Genomic DNA, 17730 nt, shown 5'->3' with positions numbered 1-17730 from the left:
GGCCGTGACCGAGACAGCTGCCGCCGCCGTGGCCCGCGCCGCGGACGGCTCCGTCCAGGGCGAGAACTACCGGATCACGCCGCTGACCCCCCGCGTGGTGCGCCTCGAGTGGTCCACCACGGGCCGCTTCGAGGACCGCCCCTCGGTGTTCGCGACGCAGCGCCCCGTCCAGCGCGAGGGCGTGCGGGTCCACCGCGCCCATGGCCGCCTCCACGTCGTCACCGACGCCTACCGGCTCGAGTACGACGAGGGGCCCTTCAGCACCAACGGGCTCCAGCTGCAGGTGGGCGGTGGCGTCTCGGCGTACCACTCGGTGTGGCGCTACAGGCAGGACCTCTCGCTCCCGGCGCACCGCGAGGGCAGACGCCGGGGCGCTCCGGTGCGTGCTCTCGACGGCAACCTCGGCGGGGCCGCCCGTACCCTCGACGAGGCGGACGGCGCGATCCCGCTCGAGCCCGGCATCAGCTCGACGGTCGGCTACGCGGTGATCGACGACTCCGGCTCGATGGTGTTCGACGGCGGCCGCCTCGGGCCCCGCGAGGCGCCCGAGGGCGCGAGGGATCTCTACGTCTTCGCCCAGGGGCGCGACCATGTCGCCGGGCTCGCGGACCTCTACGAGATCAGCGGGCCCCAGCCGCTGCTGCCGCGGTTCGCGCTCGGCAACTGGTGGTCCCGCTTCCACCGCTACTCCGAGGCCTCCTACCTCGAGCTCATGGACCGCTTCCGGTCCCACCGGATCCCCTTCTCCGTGGCCGTGGTCGACATGGACTGGCATCTGACCGACATCGACCCCGTGCACGGCTCGGGCTGGACGGGCTACACGTGGAACCGCGAGCTGTTCGCGGACCCCGCGCGCTTCCAGTGCGAGCTGCACGAGCGCGGGATGGCGGTGACCCTCAACGTGCATCCGGCCGACGGGGTGCGTGCCTTCGAGGACTCCTACGAGGCCATGTGCCGGGCGCTGGGCCGTCCGGCCGACGGGGAGCCGATCGAGTTCGACGCCGCGGATCCGCGGTTCATGGACGCCTACTTCGAGGTCCTGCATCGCGGGCTCGAGGAGCTGGGCACCGACTTCTGGTGGGTCGACTGGCAGAGCGGGCCGTACTCGCGGCGCGACGGACTGGACCCCCTGTGGGTGCTCAACCACGGGCACTTCGAGGACAGCGCGCGCGGGGGTCGGCGGCCGCTGACGTTCTCGCGCTACGCCGGGCCGGGCAGCCACCGCTACCCGGTGGGCTTCTCGGGAGACTCGATCATCAGCTGGGACTCCCTCGCCTTCCAGCCGCGCTTCACGGCGGCCGGGGCGAACATCGGCTACGGCTGGTGGAGCCACGACATCGGCGGCCACATGGAGGGTGTGCGCGACGACGAGCTCGCCGCCCGCTGGGTGCAGTTCGGGGTGTTCTCGCCGATCATGCGCCTGCACTCGGGCAACTCGCCGTTCAGCGGCAAGGAGCCGTGGAACTTCGACACGGCCGCCGAGGCGACCATGTCCGAGCACCTGCGTCTGCGCCACCGGATGCTCCCCTATCTGCACGCGATGAACCATCGCGCGCACCACGAGGGGCGTCCGCTCGTCGAGCCCACGTACTTCGTCGCCCCCGTGGACGAGGCCTACGAGCACCAGGACCAGTACTCGTTCGGCTCCCAGCTGCTCGTCGCGCCGATCGTGCGGCCCGCGGCGCGCGACACGCGCCGGGCCTCGACGGACGTCTACCTGCCCGAGGGGCGCTGGATCGACGTCTTCACCCACCAGCCGTACCGGGGCGGACGCACCGTCCGCATGCACCGCGATCTCGCGAGCATCCCCGTGCTGCTCAAGGCCGGCGGCTTCCTCCCGCTCGCGGCCCGCGGCGACGACCCGTGGGCCGACTCGCGCCTTCCCGACCTCGAGGTGCTCGTGGCCGCGGGCGCCGACAACGCCTTCTCCCTGTGGGAGGAGCCGGAGGACGACGTCTGGGTCCGCACCGAGTTCGCGCTCGACGTCGCGGCGGGCACGCTCACCGTCGAGGCGCCCGAGCGGCCGTTCGGGCCAGAGCGCGGGCTCACGGTGCGCCTGCTCGGCTTCGACGTCGGCGCGTTCGCCGACCTGACCTCGTCCCACGGCAGCTGCCACGCGGAGGCGGAGGACGATGCCGTGCTCGTGCGGCTCGACCTGCCCGAGGACGTCCCGCGCCTGGTCCTGTCCTCGGCGGGAATGACCACACAGAGCACGGGCGACGTCGAGGGCCGGGTCACCGAGCTGCTCCGCACCGCGCAGGTGGGCTACCAGCTCAAGGAGCGGCTGCTGGCCTCCGTGACCGGCTTCGGGGCCCAGGGCGGCGCGTCCTGGGCCGCCGTCGGCTCGGCACCGGCAGGCCATGCCCCGGTCGTGCACGGCTACGACGCGGCCTCCCGGGAGCTCGTCGACGCGATCCAGGAGCTCGTCGCCGCCGAGTAGGGGCGGCCGCACGCCCGCCGCCTCGCCCGAACCGGTGCGGCCGGCCGAACGCCGTCTGACGGCACCTATCTCACCCGATATGTGCCGTCAGGCGGCGCTCGGCGCGGCGAGCCCTGCCCGGGGGGGCGCCCCTCAGCCGAGCACGCGCCGCAGCCGCTCTCGGAGCAGCGGGTCGACGACGTACAGGTACGTGCCGCGCATGCCCCGGGACATCAGCACGCGGTAGACGTTGGTGATGTAGCGCAGCAGGTCCTCGTCCGTCGTCACCTGGCCGCGCATCCTGTTGTTCGCCTTCCCGCGGCTGTCGAAGTAGTGCTTGCGATCGGCCGCCAGCTTCCCCGTCGCCGGGGCGATCCGCAGGTCGGGCCCGATGATGACCCCGGCGTAGTTCAGGTCGTAGCCCTGGACCGTGTGGATCGAGCCGACCTCCTCGAGAGCGGTGCGCGACGCGATCCAGTCGACCTCGGAGACATTCCACCTCAGACGGCATCCGTCGATCTCGATGTCGACCTCGGTCGAGCCCTTCTTCTTGCTCTTCCACTTCCACGCATAGCCCGCGACGAGGCGCGACAGCCCCGTCTCCGCGTCGCGCTCTCGGATGCGGTCGTGCATCGCGCCGAGGTCATCGAACAGCTCCACCTCGTAGTCCTCGAGGTCGGGAGCGTGCTCGGGCGGCTCGTCGGAGAGCAGCGTCCGGGCGAACTCCAGATAGGCGCTGCCCCCGCGGACGCGCATCTGCGTATCGAGCGGGTAGAGGCGGTGCTCGTCGCGTGCCTGGGCGATCACACGATCGAAGACCGCCGGCTCGATGTCGGCCGGGCGGACGCTCTGCGCGGTGTCGAGCAGCAGGACGGTGTGCCGGGAGCGGGCATGGATCCAGTCCAGCTGATTGATCGTGTAGTCGTCCTCGCCGAAGAGACGCCGGGTGATCTCGCCGTACCGCTTGGTCAGGGTGCCGTGGGCCTGCGCCGCACGCTGGGTGAGGCGGTGGGCCTCGTCGACGACGAGGATGTCGAAGTCCTCCTCGGCGTCGGCGACCTCGTAGGGCGTCAGGACCGGCGTCCCGCGCAGCGCCGGGACCCGCCGGAACACGCCCTCGATGGACTGCCGGAGCGACTTCTGCGGCACGACGAGGCCGATACGGAGCCCTTCGAAGAGCTCCCGGCTCCCCTCGAGAAAGAGATCCGAGAACATCGAGTCGCCGTCGATCTCGTCGGTGGGGTCGAACTGGGCGAGGTCCCGCAGGAGCTTCATGAGGTAGATGCCGACGATGGTCTTGCCCGTCCCCGGGTCGCCCTGGATCACGGCGGTGGTGCGCGCCGGGGTCCGCAGGTCGTCGACGAGGCCTTCCATGATGTCGAGGACCGCGATGCCCTGCTCGGTGTTGAGCGCCTTGTAGGGCGAGAGCTTGAAGAGGTCCGTGTTCTCGATCTGCGGGATCGAGCGCTCGAAGTAGCCGCGCGCCCGCAGCTCCTCGAACACCTCCCGGAAGGTCTCCAGGTACTCCTCACGCTGGTAGTAGTCCCGGTTGGTGATGCCGTCGTTGCGGTTGAGCACGTCGAAACGCCCGTCGCCCCCGAACAGGCGGATGAGGAACGACTCGAGGTCGAGGCAGGCGGAGCCGTTGAAACGGTCGTCGAAGACCACGCGCACCTCGCGCAGATGCTCCTTGGCGGGGGACTTGAGGTGCTGGCGCATCCGGTTGGTGGCATTGCCGGTCTCGCCGACGTAGATGTCGTGGCCGTCCTCGAGGAGGTACACGACGGGCCAGTTGGAGAAACGCGGCAGCCTGGCGTCGGCATCGCTCACGGACCGGGCGGTGAACGACAGCTCCTCGATCTCAAAGGCGGTCATACTTGGTGCTCACCCCTCGGGCCTTGTCGGCGGGGTACTTGGACTTCGTCCGTTCGAGCTTGTCGAGGACGATCCCGTCGCGGTCGAGGTCGAGGGCGTCGGCCAGCAGGTAGCAGTACGTCAGGACGTCCGCGAGCTCGTCCGCGACCTCACCGCGGTCGGCGTCGTCGTCCCACTGGAAGTGCTCGAGCAGCTCGCCGGCCTCGATCACCACGGACTTCGCCAGGTTCGCCGGGGAGTGGAACTGCGCCCAGTCGCGCTCGCGCACGAGGTCGCGGAGGGCGGAGAGCACGCGGTCGTCAGGCATGGCTGCAACGTAGCATCGGCCCGACGAGCCCTGCCGCCGGGGGCCTCAGCCCTCGCACGCCCCCGTGGAGACCGGGGCGGTGTCCTGGTCGAGCTGGGCGATGACGGGCAGCAGCTCAGCGGTCGTCATCGCGTACCCGATGCCCGCGTCCGACTCGCTGCGGGCGAAGACGACGCCGGCCACGCCGCCGTCGGAGGTGAGGAGCGGGCCGCCGGAGTTGCCGGGCACGATCTGGGCACGCAGGGAGTACACGGAGCGCTCGGCTCCCGCACCCCCGTAGATGTCGTCGACCAGGGTGGTCCCGCTGCCGGTGACGACGGCGCTCGCAGAGCTGAACGGCCCGCCGTACGGATAGCCCTGCACCACGGCGCCGTCGCCCGGTGCGAGGGAGTCGTCGAGCGGCAGCGGTGCCGCGTCCACGTCGACGGCGATCACGGCCAGGTCGTCGACCGGGTCGAAGTAGACGACCGTGCCGTCGCGCGCGTCCTCGCCGGGCAGCTCCACGAGCGGGTTCTCGACCCCGGCGACGACGTGCGCGTTGGTGACCACCCGGTCCTCGGCGACCACGAAGCCCGAGCCGCTCGAGATGGTCCCGCAGCCGGTCGCCGCACCCGATACCCGCGCGACCGAGCGCGCCGCGCGGGCGAGGGCGGGGTCGTCGAGGTCGACGGTGTCGAGGGCGGGCGCGCCGCTCGGCGCGGTCTGCGGGACCGAGCCGTCGATGGTGGGCATGGCGATACCGCCGGCGAGCGTCGCGCGCAGCCGGGCGAGGGCCTCGTCGACCGGGACGGGGGTCGCCTCGTCGACGACCCGCAGCACCTGCGAGGAGGCGACCGCGGCGGAGACCTGCGGGATGCTCGCAGCGGAGAGGCCGGATCCCGCGAGGGACACGACCACGAGCCCGACGACGAGACCGAGCGCGCCGCCCAGGACGCGTTCGAGGATGCGCAGGCGCAGCCGGTCGGCGCCGCGGCGGATCAGCGAGCCGAGGCCCGAGCCGATCATCGCGCCGATCAGCAGGAGCCCGGCGAGGGTGCCGAGCACGGCGACGCCGCGGAGTCGTTCGTCGGTGATGGCGGAGGCCACGAGGGGGAGCACCCACGGTGCGGCGAGCGCGCCCGCGGCGAGGCCGACCAGGGTGCCGAGCGTCGCGAAGAGGCCCGAGCGGATGCCCGCGCTCAGCGCACCGGCGAGGATGAGCACGATCACGATGTCGACGACGAGGGTCATGCGTCCTCCCCTCCTGCGGCGGCCACGACCGGGGACGCTCGACCCGGCTCGCGCCCATGATGACCGGAGAGCCTGAGAACCGGCCAGCCGGTCGGGCCGGTCGGGCCGGTCGGAGCGGAGGGAGCGGGATTCGAACCCGCGGTACAGGATCACTGCACAGTGGTTTTCAAGACCACCACATTCGGCCGCTCTGTCATCCCTCCTCGACGCTCCCGCGGGGGTGCGGCCATGCGCAGGAGCGACCCGCGCACGTCGTCCCTCCCGGGCACGTCGCACAGAGCGTATCCGACCGGACCCGGCGCTCCGTCCCGAGCAGCAGCAGCAACCGAGAGTCACCCCACGAGACCTGTCCGTCCCGACAGGTGCCGCCACACGACACTCGGCACGCGGCGCCCTCGCGGTGCGAGCGGGACCACCCTCCGTGCCACGCGCCTCCCGGGGCCACGTGGCACATCTCGCAGCCGGGAGGTCCTCCTGCGCATCCTGGCGGGTGCACCATGTATACATGTCGTCCACATCTGCGACCGTGTCGGCTCCCGACCGCGTCTATCAGCATCTGAAGAACCGGATCCTCACCGGAGCCCTCCCCGGCGGGGAGATGACCTCCGAGAGCGAGATCGCCGCCGCCCTCGGCGTCAGCCGCACTCCGGTCCGCGAGGCGCTCATGCGCCTGCAGGCGGAGTCCCTGGTGCGGATCCACCCCAAGCGCGGCGTCCTCATCGCTCCCATCGCCCCGGGCGAGGCCGATGACGTCTTCGACGCCCGGATGCTGGTGGAGGCCCATGCCGCCCGCCACGTCGCGGCGCTGCCGTCGGGACGCCGGGACGTCACGCTCGGGCGGCTGCGCGACCTGCTGGACGCCCAGGAATCCGCCATCGCGGACGGCGATCTGGAGGTGTACGCGCGACGTGATGCGGACTTCCACCTGACCGTCATCTCTGCCGGCGGGAACCAGTTGCTCGCCGGCTTCGCCCACAGCCTCCGCGAGCGTCAGCAGCGTCTCGTGGCGGGCGGTCTCGCCAGGGACACCGCACACGCGGCACGCTTCGCGATCGGGCATCGCGAGCTGCTCGCCCAGCTCGAGGCCGGCGATGCCGACGGCTACGTCGACCTCCTCGAAGCCCATCTCGAGATGGCGCGGGAGGTCCTCGCGTGAGCGTCGGCATCGAGTCCCCTGCCACGATCTCCTCCCCCGCCGCCGGCGCCCCGGTGAGCGGCGCCCTGACGACGGGCGCTCCGGGGCCTGCCCGGTTCGACCCGCGCGCCTGGTGGCCCGTGGCCGCCTCGGTCATGGCGATCGCCTGGGGCGGCAACGAGTTCACGCCCCTGCTGGTGCTCTACCGCTCCCTCGCGGGCTTCTCCCCCGTGGTCGTCGACGGGCTGCTGGCGGCCTACGTGCTCGGCATCGTCCCCGCCCTCCTGATCGGCGGCCCCCTGTCGGACGTGCTCGGACGACGCCGCCTGCTCCTGCCGGCGGCCCCCATCTCCTTCGCCGGCTCCCTGCTGCTGGCCGTGGGCAGCGAGTCCGCGCTCGCCATCGGGATCGGACGGGTGCTGTGCGGCATCGCCCTCGGCCTCGTGATGGCGATCGGCAGCGCCTGGGTCAAGGAGCTGTCCGACGGCGCCGGGGCCCCGCCCGCCGCGGGAGCCCGCCGGGCCGCGTTGTCGCTCACCGCCGGCTTCCTGCTCGGGGCCGGAGCGGCGGCCGTGCTCGCCCAGTGGGCGCCGTGGCCGGCGCACACCGCCTACCTCCTGCACATGGCGATCACGGTGATCACCGGCGTCTGGCTGATCCAGGTGCCCGAGACCAGGCCCGCGTCGGTGCACGAACGCCTCTCGGCCCGCGACCTCCTCTCCCGGCTGCGGGTCCCCTCCGCCGCCCACCGGCGCTTCCTGCGGGTGGTCCTCCCGGTCGCACCGTGGGTCTTCGGGGCCGCGGGGACCGCGTACGCGATCCTCCCTTCGCTGCTGTCCACGCACGCGGGCCGGTATCCCATCGCCTTCGCAGGCCTGATGACGGTCGTGACCCTCGGGTGCGGAGTGGGCATCCAAGCTCTCGGGCGCCGCATCGACACCCACCGCAGCGCCCGCGCCTCGGTGATCGCGATGGCGATCATCGCCGTCGGCGTGGTGATGGCCGCCCTCGCTGCCGCCGTCCTGAGTCTCGCGCTCGGCATCGCCGCGGCCGCCGTGCTCGGCTGCGGCTACGGCCTGGCGCTCGTCGCGGGCCTGTCGGAGGTGCAGCGCATCGCCGGGGCCGAGGATCTCGCCGGCCTGACCGCCGTGTTCTATTCGATCGCGTATCTCGGCTTCTTCGTCCCGATCGTGCTCGCGGCCCTCTCGAGCTGGGTGAGCTATCCGCTCCTGTTCACCGCTGGTGCGGTGATCGCTCTCGGCACGCTCATCGAGGTGCTCTGCGCCTGGCGTGCGCACCTGCCCGGCACGCACGCCTGACCCGACGGCCGCAGCGGTGCCCGCCCAGGCCGATGCCCAGCACCGCCGCGTACCGTGAGATCCATGCGTGCTCTTGCCATCACCGATCGCCGCCTCACCCTCACCGACCTCCCGGAGCCGACCCCGACGCCCGGGGAGATCCTCGTGGACGTCGTCGCGGCGGGTGTCAATCGCGCCGACCTCTCCCAGGTCGCCGGGCACTACCCGCCGCCGCCCGGCGCCTCCGAGCTGCCCGGCCTGGAGGTCTCGGGGCGCCGCCGGGACACGGGCGAGGAGGTCGTGGCGCTCCTCGCGGGCGGCGGCTACGCCGAGGTGGTGGCCGTCCCCGAGGGCCAGGTGCTGCCCGCCCCCGAGGGGGTCTCGCTGGCCGACGCCGCCGCGATCATCGAGGTCGCGGCGACCGTGGTCTCGAACCTCGTGGTCGAGGCCCAGCTCGCCCGCGGGGAGACCGTGCTCGTGATCGGCGGCACGGGTGGCATCGGGACCGTCGCGATCCAGCTCGCGCACGCGCTCGGTGCCCGCGTGCTCACGACGGTCGGCTCCGATCAGGCCACGGCCACGGCGCGTGACCTGGGCGCCGACCTGGCCCTGAACCGGCACACCGCTGATGTGCCGGCCGCTGTCGCCGAGGCGGGCGGCGTCGACGTGATTCTCGATGTCGTGGGTGGCCCGGCGCTGAACGACAACGTCGCGATGCTGCGCGAGAACGGCCGGCTCGTCATCATCGGCACTCTCGGCGGGGTGACCGGTGAGCTCGACGTCTCCGCGCTCATGGCGCGGCGCGCCCGCGTGATCGGCACCACCCTGCGCTCCCGAGCTCCCGCGGACAAGCAGCGCATCCTCGCGCTCACCCGCGAGCTCGTCTGGCCGTGGATCGCCGACGGCACGATCCGCGTGCCCGTCCAGGCGCACGTCCCCATCGAGCGCGCCGCCGAGGCCCACGAGATCCTGCGCCAGGGCGGACACCTCGGCAAGGTCGTGCTCGACATCGGGTGCTGAGGCGTACCGCGTGCCGCAGGCCCGGAGGCCTCCCAGGTCGCATACGTCGAGACGAGAGGCCTCCGATGGGAGGGGGCTGCTCCTCGTAGGGGGCGGCGATCAGGTCCTCATGCGAGGCTCCCGCTAGGAGGGGCGCTCCCGTACCGGGTGTCGCCGAGTCCGACCCGGGTGCAGGCGGGCCTCACGTCCTGGAAGGGACGCTGGTGATGTGCACTGGCGATATTGCCAGTGCACATCACCAGGGTCCCTTCCGCGACCATGGGCCCGGGGACACCGGGACACCGGGACACAGGGACACCGGGACACCGGGACACCGGGACACCGGGACACCGGGACACCGGGACACCGGGACACCGGGACACCGCGACACCGGCGACGGTATCGGCGGGGCACGTCCTCGGCGCCACCGCCCACGTCAGCCCGGCAGCTCGAGGTCGCCCGGCACGATCAGATCGGCCTCGTCACGCGTGGTCTCGATGAGTCGCGCATTCGCCCCGTCGACGTCGCGCACCCACACCTCGGCCGCCGCGGCCGACTTGCCGAACCGCTCGTGACGTGCCACGAGACGCCGGGTCCGCTCGTCGGGGCCCGCGTCGACCCACCACACCTCGGCGCACAGCTCCCGTGCCGCCCGCCAGCCCGGCCCGGGCAGCAGCAGGTAGTTGCCCTCGCTCACGACCAGGTCCACGGCCCCGCCCACGGGGATCGAGCCCGCGACGGGCTGCTCGAGCTCGCGGTCGAAGGCGGGCGCGTAGACGATCTCGCCGGCGCGCGGCGCGACCAGCCGGGCGAGCAGGGCGCGGTAGCCGTCGGCGTCGAAGGTGTCCGGGGCGCCCTTGCGGTCGAGCCGGCCCAGCCGGGTCAGCTCGACGTCGGCGAGGTGGAACCCGTCCATCGGCACGTGGGCGGCCGAGCCGGGGGCGGCCCGGTCGAGGGCCGCGACGAGGGCGGAGGCGAGCGTCGTCTTGCCCGCGCCGGGCGGCCCGGCGATCCCGAGCACGGCGCGACCCGTCGCGGCGAGCGCGCGGGCGCGGTCGACGACGTCCTCCCAGCTCATCGCCGCGGCGGGGCGGCAGGTCGGGCGGGTGCGGGCGGCGTCGGCGGGCATGGGCACACCGTACGCGCAGGCCGCGGCCTCCCGCGGGGCGTGCTCAGGCCGTCAGCGCCTCGAGCACCAGCGCGGAGCCGTCGTCCCAGATCGTGGAGGTGCGCAGGTCCGCGGCGTCGATCACGCCGTCGAGCGCCTGCCCCATCGCCACGCCGACGCCGGCCCAACGCAGCATCTCGGTGTCGTTGAAGCCGTCGCCCATGGCCACCGAGTCCCCCTCGGGCAGCCCCAGGCGCTCGCGGATCGCCTCGAGGCCGGTCGCCTTCGAGACGCCGGGGGCCGCCATGTCGAGCCAGGCGGTGGTGCCGATCGCGTACTCGACGCCGTGCACGCCGGCGCTGCGCACGATCTCGCCGAACTCGGCGGCGGTCAGGTCCGGATCGTGGACCACCACGCGCACGGCGTCGAGCTCGATGAGGTCCTCGAAGGCGGTCGGGATCGCGCGCACGCCGAAGCTGCTGTCCTGGAACTGGCCCGTCGAGTAGAAGGCGCCGCTCGGCGACTCGACCGCGAAGCCCGCGCCCGGCGCCGCGCGACGGAGCGCTGCGAGGGCGTTGCCGGGCGTGAAGGAGCGCACCTGGTCCACGCGGAAGCCGTCGGGGGCGTCCGGGTCGATGCGCAGCGTGACCCCGCCGTTGGAGCACACGGCGTAGCCATGGCGCACGCCCGCGGCGCGCACGATGGGCAGCGTCGCGCCGATCGAGCGGCCGGTCGCGATGACCACGTGGTGGCGCTCGGCGGCCCGGCGCAGGGCCTCGTAGATGCGCGGGGACATCATGCCGTGGTGGTCGACGAGGGTGCCGTCGACGTCGAGGCCGATCAGCAGCTCGCGGTCGGCCAGGGGTGCGATGCGCTCGGCGATCGCCTCGAGGACCTCGGGGTCGTCGGTCGTGGTGGTGGCGGTGCTCATGGGGTCCACGGTGCCTGCTCGACGTGACACGGACCTGAACGGGAGCTTGCTCAGACGTGAGAGCGCGGAGCGCACCCGTCCGGCGCCGCGCCCGCCCCGCCCGGCCGTCGGCGTCGCGCCGTCCGGCGGAGCCTCGGTCCCGGTCGCGTCCTCCTCGCGGGCCGTCATCGGGCGACGGGCTCGAAGACCTCGCGGCCGCCGAGGTACGGGCGCAGGCCCTCGGGCACGACGACCGAGCCGTCGGGGAGCTGATGGTTCTCGAGGATCGCGACGATGAAGCGCGTCGTGCCGAGCGTGCCGTTGAGGGTCGCGACGGGGCGCAGGGCGCCGTCGACCCGCTCGCGGATGTTCAGGCGGCGCGCCTGGAACTGCGTCGTGTTCGAGGTGGACGTGAGCTCGCGGTACGTGCCCTGGCTGGGCAGCCACGCCTCGCAGTCGAACTTGCGGGCGGCGCTCGTGCCGAGGTCGCCCGCCGCGGTGTCGATGATCCGGTAGGGGACGTCGATGCGCGCCATCATCTGGCGCTCGAAGTCGAGCAGCCGCTCATGCTCGGCGTAGGAGTCCTCGACGCGGCAGAACGAGAACATCTCGACCTTGTGGAACTGGTGGACGCGGATGATGCCGCGCGTGTCCTTGCCGTAGCTGCCGGCCTCGCGGCGGTAGCACGCCGACCAGCCCGCGTACCGCAGGGGGCCGTCGGACAGGTCGAGGATCTCGTCGCGGTGGTAGCTCGCGAGGGCCACCTCGCTCGTGCCCACGAGGTAGAGGTCGTCGCCCTTGTCGAGGTGGTAGACCTCGTCGGCATGCTCGCCCAGGTATCCGGTGCCGTCCATCGACTCGGGCAGCACGAGGGTCGGCGTGATCATGGGGGTGAAGCCCGCCTGCGTGGCCTGGTCGATCGCGGCGTTGAGGATCGCGAGCTCGAGCTGGGCGCCGACGCCCGTGAGGAAGTAGAAGCGGGCGCCGGAGACCTTGGCCCCGCGCGCCATGTCGATCGCGCGCAGGCCCTCGGCGAGCTCGAGGTGGTCCTTGACCTCGAAGTCGAACGAGGGCACGTCGCCGACGATCTCCCGGACCTCGAAGTCCTCCTCGAGGCCCTCCGGGGCGCCCTCGGCAAGGTTGGGGATCGCGCGCAGCGCCGCGTCCCGGGTGGCGGCGTCGGTCGCGGCCTCGGACTCGAGCCGCTTGACGTCGAGCGCGAGCTGCTTGACCTGGGAGAGCAGCTCCTGCTTCTCCTCGCCCGTGGCGCGCGCGACCTTCTTGCCCTGCGCCTTCTGCTCGGCGCGCGCGGACTCGAAGGCCGCCGTGGATTCGCGCCAGCGCGCATCGGCCTCGAGCACCGCGTCGACGGTGGCGGGGTCGCGCCGGCGCGCTCTCTGGGCGTCACGGACGACGTCGGGGTTCTCGCGCAGGAGCCGCAGATCGATCATCCCCCCAGGGTACCGACCAACCGTTCGCCTGCGAATCCGGCCCGCGGGCACTCGGTACGATCGCCGCATGGACATCGCGCTCGTGCTCGCCCTGTGCGCCCTCGTGATCGCCGTCGTCGCGTTCGTCCTGGGCGTCGTGGCGCTGCGGGGGCGGGCGGCGGAGCGCCGGGCGGTCGCGGACCTCGGGCACCGCCTGGACCACCTCCCCCGGCGCGAGCTCGCGGAGGACGAGCAGGCCGACGGCGCCGTGGGCGTGATCCCCCACATCGCCGTGGTCATGAACCCGTCCAAGCACGCCGACCCGGAGGGCTTCCGCCGCTACGTGCACTCCGTGATCGAGCGGTACGAGGGCACGCAGGCCCGGTTCTACGAGACCACGCGGGAGGACCCCGGCTACGGGCAGGCCACGCAGGCCGTGGCCGACGGCGCCGACCTGGTGATCGCGGCGGGCGGCGACGGGACCGTGCGCATGGTCGCCGCGGCCCTCGCCGACTCCCCGACCCGGATGGCGATCCTGCCGGTGGGCACGGGCAACCTGCTGGCCCGCAACCTCGAGATCCCGCTCGACGACGTCGAGGGGGCGCTCAAGGTGGCGGTGCTCGGGCGCGACAAGCGGATCGACGTGGGCTGGCTGCGCGTCGGCTCGACGCCCCAGGACATCGAGGTCGCCTCACGCCAGATCTTCCTGGTGATGGCCGGCTTCGGCGCCGACGCCGAGGTGATCGGCGCGACCAGTCCCACCATGAAGCGGCGCATCGGCTGGATCGCGTACGTGCTCGCGGGAGCGAGCAAGATCATCGGGCGCTCGCACAACGTCGAGATCACGCTGCCCGGCGGCGTGCATCGCACCGTCCAGGCGCGCACGGTGCTGATCGGCAACGTCGGCAAGCTGCCCGCCGGCATCGTGCTCATGCCCGACGCGACGATCGACAACGGGCACCTCGAGGTGCTCGCGATGAGCTGGCGCTCCGCGGCCGGGCTGAGCCAGATCCTCACCCAGCTGGTCGCGCCGCGCATGCGGCCCGCCCGGCCCAAGCTCTCGTCGATGCAGCGCTACCTGGTCTCCGGGGTCGAGCTCGTCGCCTCCCGGCCCCAGCCCGTCCAGCTCGACGGCGACGTCGAGGACGAGGCCACCCGGATGCACGCCGAGGTCGATCCGGGGGCCCTGCGGATGCGGGTGCCCGCGGGCGTCTGAGGCTCAGATCTGCGGGTCGTCGCCCGGGGTGAGCATCTCGCTCAGCGCGTCGACCCAGGCGTGGGCCTCGTCGTAGGCCGTGTCGGCGGTGACCGACGAGACGTCGGGGCGGATGCCGTCGGCGCGCGGGTAGGAGCCCAGGAACAGGATCACGGGGCACACCCGGTGCAGGGCGCGCAGCGCGTTGGCGACGCGCCGGTCCTCGAGGTGTCCCTCGACGTCGATCGAGAAGGAGTACCGGCCCAGGGCGTCCCCGATGGGCCGGGACTCGATGCGCGAGAGGTTCACGCCGTTGGCGTTGAACAGCTCGAGCGCCTCGAGCAGGGCGCCCGCGCGGTTGTGGGCGAGATGGACCACGAGCGTCGTCTTGTCGGCGCCCGTGCGCGGCGGGATGCGGTGGTTGCGCGTAATGAGCACGAAGCGGGTCTGCGCGCCCCGGTTGTCCTCGATCCCCTCGGCGAGCACCTCGAGCCCGTAGTGCTCGGCGGCGAGCGGCGAGCAGATCGCGGCGCGCGAGGCGGCGGTCGCGTCCTCGACGTCGGCGAGCGCGAGCTCCCGCGCGGCGGCGGCCGTCGAGGAAGCGGGCTCGACGGCGGCGTCGGGAAGGTGCGCGCGGATCCATCCCTGCACCTGTGCCTGGGCGTGGGTGTGGGAGGCGACCGCACGTACGTCCGCGAGGCTCGTGCCGGGACGCGCGGCGAGCACGAAGGTCACGGGGACCACCTGCTCGGCGACGATCGTGATGCGCTTGGTCGCGGCGAGGATGTCGAGGGTGCCCGAGACCCCGCCCTCGACGGAGTTCTCGATGGGCGCCATGAGCGCGTCGATCTCGCCCTCGACGAGGGAGGTCGTGGCCGTCGCGACGGAGCTGAAGGGCTGCAGCACGGGGGCGTCGTCCGCGGCATCCTCCGGCATCGCGGCGAGAGCCTGCAGGAGGGCCTGGTGGGTGAACGTGGTCTCGGGACCGAGGAATCCGTACTGCATGGCCGTCAGCGTATCGGGGGCGGCGCCGTGGGGGCGGGGGCGTTCAGCCGGGCCCGGGGTGGGCGGCGCGGCGCGGTCCTCAGACGGCGGGGCGCACGGGGCGCTCCCCTGTGCCGATCCAGTAGCGCCGCATGCCGGCGACGGAGCCGTCGTAGGCGCCGCCGCAGCGCTCGATGGTCCGGCGCGAGCCGACGTTGTCCTCGACGCACGTGACGAGCACCGGGTCGAGGCCGCGCGCGCGGGCCTCGTCCACCATGAGGCGCAGCGCCCCGGTCGCGACGCCGCGCCGTCGAGCCGCGGGGGCGACGGAGTAGCCGATGTGGCCGCCCTGGTCGAAGAGGAAGCGGTTGAGGGCGTGGCGCAGGGCGATGAAGCCGACGAGGCGCCCGTCCTCCTCGATCCAGCGGTAGGAGCCGTGCACACGGCCGGGCGCCGGCTCCCGGTCGGGGTCCTCCTCGCCGAGACGGTGGTCGAGATGGGCGGCGAAGGCGTCCGCGGACGTGTCGGGCCGCTCGCCCTCGACGTAGCCGGAGCCGTCCATGGCGCCGCCGTCGAAGGCGGTGACCAGGGCGGCCCAGTCGTCGTGACGGGCGGGATCGGGGGTGAGGAGGCGGAGCATCGGCCCAGCATCGCACGCCCCAGCCCCGGCCCCGTCCCTGGCCTCAGCCCAGCGCGAGGCTCCAGCGCTCGACCCGGCGGTCGGCGTCGGCGGGGTGGCGCTCGAGGCGTCCGGTGGGCACGGCGCCGAGACGGCGCGCGACCGCCGCCGAGGCGGGGTTGGCGGGATCGATGCGCACGACGACCTCCGTCACGCGGGCCTCGCTCCGCACGAGCGCGAGGAGCTGGGCGGCGATCGCCTGCCCGAGGCCGTGCCCGCGGTGCGGGGCGAGCACCCAGTACGTGAGGTCGGCCTGGCCCCGCTCGAGCCCCGCCCCCAGCAGGTGCACGCCCCCTCCGCCGACCACGACGCCGCGAGGGTCCAGGGCCACGAGCTCCCGGATCGGGCCGTCCGGGCGCCAGCGTGCCGCGCGGGCGCAGAACGCCTCGAGCGACGCCTCGTCCCAGCGGCGGCCGAACACCTCGCGGACGAGCGCCTCGTCCTGCCCGGCGAGCACGGCCGGCACATGGGCGCGACCGAGCGGCACGAGCCGGATCGCCCCGCTCCCGTCCGCCGCGGCGGCGCCCGTCATGCGAGGCGGGCCCGGGACCCGGCGAGCACCTGGCGCACCGCCTCGAGGATCTCGGGGTCGCCGTACCCGTCGCTGCGCGCCGCGTCGACCGCGTCGGTCATGAGCCCGTGCAGCTCGGGCGCGACGGGGATCGCCGCCTCGTCCGGACGAACGCCGGCGCCGGCGGGTCCGGCGGACGGGTGCGCGAGCGGGGCGACCCGGGCGCTCCCGGCCGGGTCCGCGGCCGTGGCCGCGAGCACGGCCGCGGGCACGGGGTCGGCGATCCTGGTCCCGGCACCGCGCCCCGTCACGAGCACGTCGGCCTCCTCGAGCTCCTTGTACGCGCGCCCCACCGTGCCCGGGGCCAGGCCCAGGTCACGGGCGAGGGAGCGGATCGTGGGGAGGCGGTCGCCGGGACGGAGGCGGCCCGCGCGCACCTGGTCGAGCACGGCCCGCCGGATCTGCTCGTACGGCGGCGTCGGATCCGCGAGATCGACGATCACCTGGCTCATCGCGCGACCCCCGGGGCCGCGGCCAGCCTCGTCGCGGGGCGCCGGACGGCCGGGCGCGCCGTGCCCCGGGCGAACAGCCCGGGCAGGCACACCATCGCGAGCCCGGCGACGAGCAGCACGGTCTCGAGGAGGGCCGCCCCGGCCGAGAGGCCGGTGCCCCAGCGGGCGAGGCGCCATGAGGCGAAGTCCGTGCCCCAGAACAGCGAGAAGCCGCGCAAGGCGAGCAGCGCGACGGGCACGGCGGTGGCGCCCGCGCCCGCGCACACCGCCCCCAGCAGGGAGACCGCGGAGCGGCGCCGCAGCAGCAGGTCCTGCGGGTCGTCGCTCGGACGGCGGAGCACGACCGTGGCCACCGCCACGGCCGCGCACAGCAGCAGGAGGCCGAGGGCCGCCCACATCGGGACGGTGTACCACTGGCCGGGGAAGGCCCCCGTCGAGGCGTCGCCGCCGGCCATGAGCGACGACAGCCGTCGCCCGGCATGTCCCTGCTCGTCGGGGGAGGCGACGGCGGCGGTCAGGACCGTGAGACCGACGAGCAGCACGACACCGGCGATCGCGCACACGAGCGGCACGCGGGGCAGGGTCGTGCGCACGCCGCGCGGCGTCAGCAGCCCCACCCGCCGCGTCCCGCGCACGGCGGGCAGGGTGAGCTCGCCGCACGCGATCGCGATGACCAGGACGACGGCCGCGAGCAGCGGGACCGCGCCGGCGAGCGCCCCGAGACGCAGCCGTTCGATGAGCAGGAAGGGGCTCTGCGCGAGCACGAGGCCGAGCACGAGCACACCCGCGGCGAGCAGGAACCCTCCCCAGCGCGCCAGGAGCGCCCCGCGGTGCAGGCCCGTCGTCTCACCGCCGCGCAGGGAGGCGTAGCCGAGCATGACCACGACCCCGACCGGGATCAGCACGCCCACCACCATCGCCCCGATGGCAAAGATGCCGCTCATGGCCGCTCTCCCGTCGTCATGACGCGACCTCTTTGTGTCGCCTCGATGACACAAGAGTGGCGGTGACGCGCCCTTGTGTCAAGGTATTGGTTCAAGTCTGTCCCCCGGAGGACGGGCCGCAGGTCACGCAGGAGCGGCCGTGAGGGCGCCTCGTGGAGATCCCGTGCGCGGTGGGAGCTCTCCGACCGCACCTC

At 73.5% G+C, this 17730-nt stretch carries 16 protein-coding genes and 1 tRNA gene; 5 read left to right on the top strand and 12 right to left on the bottom strand.

Annotation, left to right across the window (positions count from 1 at the left end; genetic code table 11):
- Positions 1-4 precede the first annotated feature (4 nt).
- Entirely contained in the window at positions 5-2440 is a 2436-nt protein-coding gene (locus tag BRM3_RS05475; RefSeq protein WP_263595080.1) for a glycoside hydrolase family 31 protein, read from the top strand.
- A gap of 132 nt (positions 2441-2572) precedes the next feature.
- On the opposite strand, the gene BRM3_RS05470 is transcribed toward BRM3_RS05475, so the two are convergent.
- From BRM3_RS05470 to BRM3_RS05455, 4 genes are all read right to left on the bottom strand, one after another.
- Positions 2573-4294, bottom strand: coding sequence for a DUF2075 domain-containing protein (locus tag BRM3_RS05470; RefSeq protein WP_263595079.1), 1722 nt, complete (start codon positions 4292-4294; stop codon positions 2573-2575).
- Positions 4281-4601: a nucleotide pyrophosphohydrolase gene (locus tag BRM3_RS05465; RefSeq protein ID WP_263595078.1), complete on the bottom strand. Its 321-nt coding sequence runs from the start codon at positions 4599-4601 to the stop codon at positions 4281-4283. The genes BRM3_RS05470 and BRM3_RS05465 overlap by 14 nt, the downstream gene beginning before the upstream one ends.
- Before the next feature lie 45 nt (positions 4602-4646).
- Positions 4647-5831, bottom strand: a complete 1185-nt coding sequence (locus BRM3_RS05460) for a MarP family serine protease (RefSeq protein WP_263595077.1) — start codon at positions 5829-5831, stop codon at positions 4647-4649.
- A gap of 115 nt (positions 5832-5946) precedes the next feature.
- Positions 5947-6034, bottom strand: a tRNA-Ser gene (locus BRM3_RS05455).
- 302 nt (positions 6035-6336) lie between these two features.
- Here BRM3_RS05455 and BRM3_RS05450 point away from each other — a divergent pair.
- The 3 genes from BRM3_RS05450 (at position 6337) to BRM3_RS05440 (ending at position 9284) form a co-directional block, all read left to right on the top strand.
- Positions 6337-6987: a GntR family transcriptional regulator gene (locus BRM3_RS05450; protein ID WP_263595076.1), complete on the top strand. Its 651-nt coding sequence runs from the start codon at positions 6337-6339 to the stop codon at positions 6985-6987.
- On the top strand, positions 6984-8285 hold the full coding sequence (locus tag BRM3_RS05445) for an MFS transporter (protein ID WP_263595075.1): 1302 nt from the start codon (positions 6984-6986) through the stop codon (positions 8283-8285). Before BRM3_RS05450 ends, BRM3_RS05445 begins: the two co-directional genes overlap by 4 nt.
- A 63-nt stretch (positions 8286-8348) precedes the next feature.
- On the top strand, positions 8349-9284 hold the full coding sequence (locus tag BRM3_RS05440) for an NAD(P)H-quinone oxidoreductase (RefSeq protein ID WP_263595074.1): 936 nt from the start codon (positions 8349-8351) through the stop codon (positions 9282-9284).
- Between the two features lie 415 nt (positions 9285-9699).
- Here BRM3_RS05440 and BRM3_RS05435 read toward each other — a convergent pair whose 3' ends face one another.
- The 3 genes from BRM3_RS05435 to serS all read right to left on the bottom strand — a co-directional run bounded on the left by BRM3_RS05435 (position 9700) and on the right by serS (position 12732).
- Positions 9700-10392 carry a nucleoside/nucleotide kinase family protein gene (locus tag BRM3_RS05435; RefSeq protein WP_263595073.1) on the bottom strand — a complete coding sequence of 231 codons (693 nt, stop codon included), beginning with the start codon at positions 10390-10392 and terminating at the stop codon, positions 9700-9702.
- A gap of 43 nt (positions 10393-10435) precedes the next feature.
- Entirely contained in the window at positions 10436-11302 is an 867-nt protein-coding gene (locus BRM3_RS05430; protein WP_263595072.1) for an HAD family hydrolase, read from the bottom strand.
- Between the two features lie 164 nt (positions 11303-11466).
- Positions 11467-12732, bottom strand: a complete 1266-nt coding sequence (gene serS, locus BRM3_RS05425) for a serine--tRNA ligase (protein ID WP_263595071.1) — start codon at positions 12730-12732, stop codon at positions 11467-11469.
- Positions 12733-12799: 67 nt separating this feature from the next.
- On the opposite strand from serS, the gene BRM3_RS05420 reads away from it, so the two are divergent.
- On the top strand, positions 12800-13927 hold the full coding sequence (locus tag BRM3_RS05420) for a diacylglycerol/lipid kinase family protein (protein WP_263595070.1): 1128 nt from the start codon (positions 12800-12802) through the stop codon (positions 13925-13927).
- Positions 13928-13930: 3 nt separating this feature from the next.
- Here BRM3_RS05420 and pheA read toward each other — a convergent pair whose 3' ends face one another.
- From pheA to BRM3_RS05395, 5 genes are all read right to left on the bottom strand, one after another.
- A complete protein-coding gene (gene pheA, locus BRM3_RS05415; RefSeq protein ID WP_263595069.1) occupies positions 13931-14911 on the bottom strand; it encodes a prephenate dehydratase in 981 nt (326 codons plus the stop codon).
- A 79-nt stretch (positions 14912-14990) separates the two neighbouring features.
- A complete protein-coding gene (locus BRM3_RS05410) occupies positions 14991-15530 on the bottom strand; it encodes a GNAT family N-acetyltransferase (protein ID WP_263595068.1) in 540 nt (179 codons plus the stop codon).
- 43 nt (positions 15531-15573) lie between these two features.
- Positions 15574-16101, bottom strand: coding sequence for a GNAT family N-acetyltransferase (locus BRM3_RS05405; RefSeq protein ID WP_263595067.1), 528 nt, complete (start codon positions 16099-16101; stop codon positions 15574-15576).
- Positions 16098-16592 carry a GntR family transcriptional regulator gene (locus BRM3_RS05400; protein WP_263595066.1) on the bottom strand — a complete coding sequence of 165 codons (495 nt, stop codon included), beginning with the start codon at positions 16590-16592 and terminating at the stop codon, positions 16098-16100. Before BRM3_RS05400 ends, BRM3_RS05405 begins: the two co-directional genes overlap by 4 nt.
- Positions 16589-17536, bottom strand: coding sequence for a hypothetical protein (locus BRM3_RS05395; RefSeq protein WP_263595065.1), 948 nt, complete (start codon positions 17534-17536; stop codon positions 16589-16591). The genes BRM3_RS05400 and BRM3_RS05395 overlap by 4 nt, the downstream gene beginning before the upstream one ends.
- Positions 17537-17730: the final 194 nt, after the last annotated feature.

Source organism: Brachybacterium huguangmaarense, assembly GCF_025725725.1.
GTDB lineage: Bacteria > Actinomycetota > Actinomycetes > Actinomycetales > Dermabacteraceae > Brachybacterium > Brachybacterium huguangmaarense.
The sequence above is the reverse complement of the archived record's forward strand: the minus strand, read 5'-3'. Positions and strand labels throughout refer to the sequence as shown.

What these genes read in the sequence shown, in the direction of transcription:
- BRM3_RS05470 (WP_263595079.1), bottom strand. Translation starts at nt 4,294, where the DNA reads ATGACCGCCTTTGAGATCGAGGAGCTGTCGTTCACCGCCCGGTCCGTG.
- BRM3_RS05465 (WP_263595078.1), bottom strand. Translation starts at nt 4,601, where the DNA reads ATGCCTGACGACCGCGTGCTCTCCGCCCTCCGCGACCTCGTGCGCGAG.
- BRM3_RS05460 (WP_263595077.1), bottom strand. Translation starts at nt 5,831, where the DNA reads ATGACCCTCGTCGTCGACATCGTGATCGTGCTCATCCTCGCCGGTGCG.
- BRM3_RS05450 (WP_263595076.1), top strand. Translation starts at nt 6,337, where the DNA reads ATGTCGTCCACATCTGCGACCGTGTCGGCTCCCGACCGCGTCTATCAG.
- BRM3_RS05440 (WP_263595074.1), top strand. Translation starts at nt 8,349, where the DNA reads ATGCGTGCTCTTGCCATCACCGATCGCCGCCTCACCCTCACCGACCTC.
- BRM3_RS05435 (WP_263595073.1), bottom strand. Translation starts at nt 10,392, where the DNA reads ATGCCCGCCGACGCCGCCCGCACCCGCCCGACCTGCCGCCCCGCCGCG.
- BRM3_RS05430 (WP_263595072.1), bottom strand. Translation starts at nt 11,302, where the DNA reads ATGAGCACCGCCACCACCACGACCGACGACCCCGAGGTCCTCGAGGCG.
- serS (WP_263595071.1), bottom strand. Translation starts at nt 12,732, where the DNA reads ATGATCGATCTGCGGCTCCTGCGCGAGAACCCCGACGTCGTCCGTGAC.
- BRM3_RS05420 (WP_263595070.1), top strand. Translation starts at nt 12,800, where the DNA reads ATGGACATCGCGCTCGTGCTCGCCCTGTGCGCCCTCGTGATCGCCGTC.
- pheA (WP_263595069.1), bottom strand. Translation starts at nt 14,911, where the DNA reads ATGCAGTACGGATTCCTCGGTCCCGAGACCACGTTCACCCACCAGGCC.
- BRM3_RS05410 (WP_263595068.1), bottom strand. Translation starts at nt 15,530, where the DNA reads ATGCTCCGCCTCCTCACCCCCGATCCCGCCCGTCACGACGACTGGGCC.
- BRM3_RS05405 (WP_263595067.1), bottom strand. Translation starts at nt 16,101, where the DNA reads ATGACGGGCGCCGCCGCGGCGGACGGGAGCGGGGCGATCCGGCTCGTG.
- BRM3_RS05400 (WP_263595066.1), bottom strand. Translation starts at nt 16,592, where the DNA reads ATGAGCCAGGTGATCGTCGATCTCGCGGATCCGACGCCGCCGTACGAG.
- BRM3_RS05395 (WP_263595065.1), bottom strand. Translation starts at nt 17,536, where the DNA reads ATGAGCGGCATCTTTGCCATCGGGGCGATGGTGGTGGGCGTGCTGATC.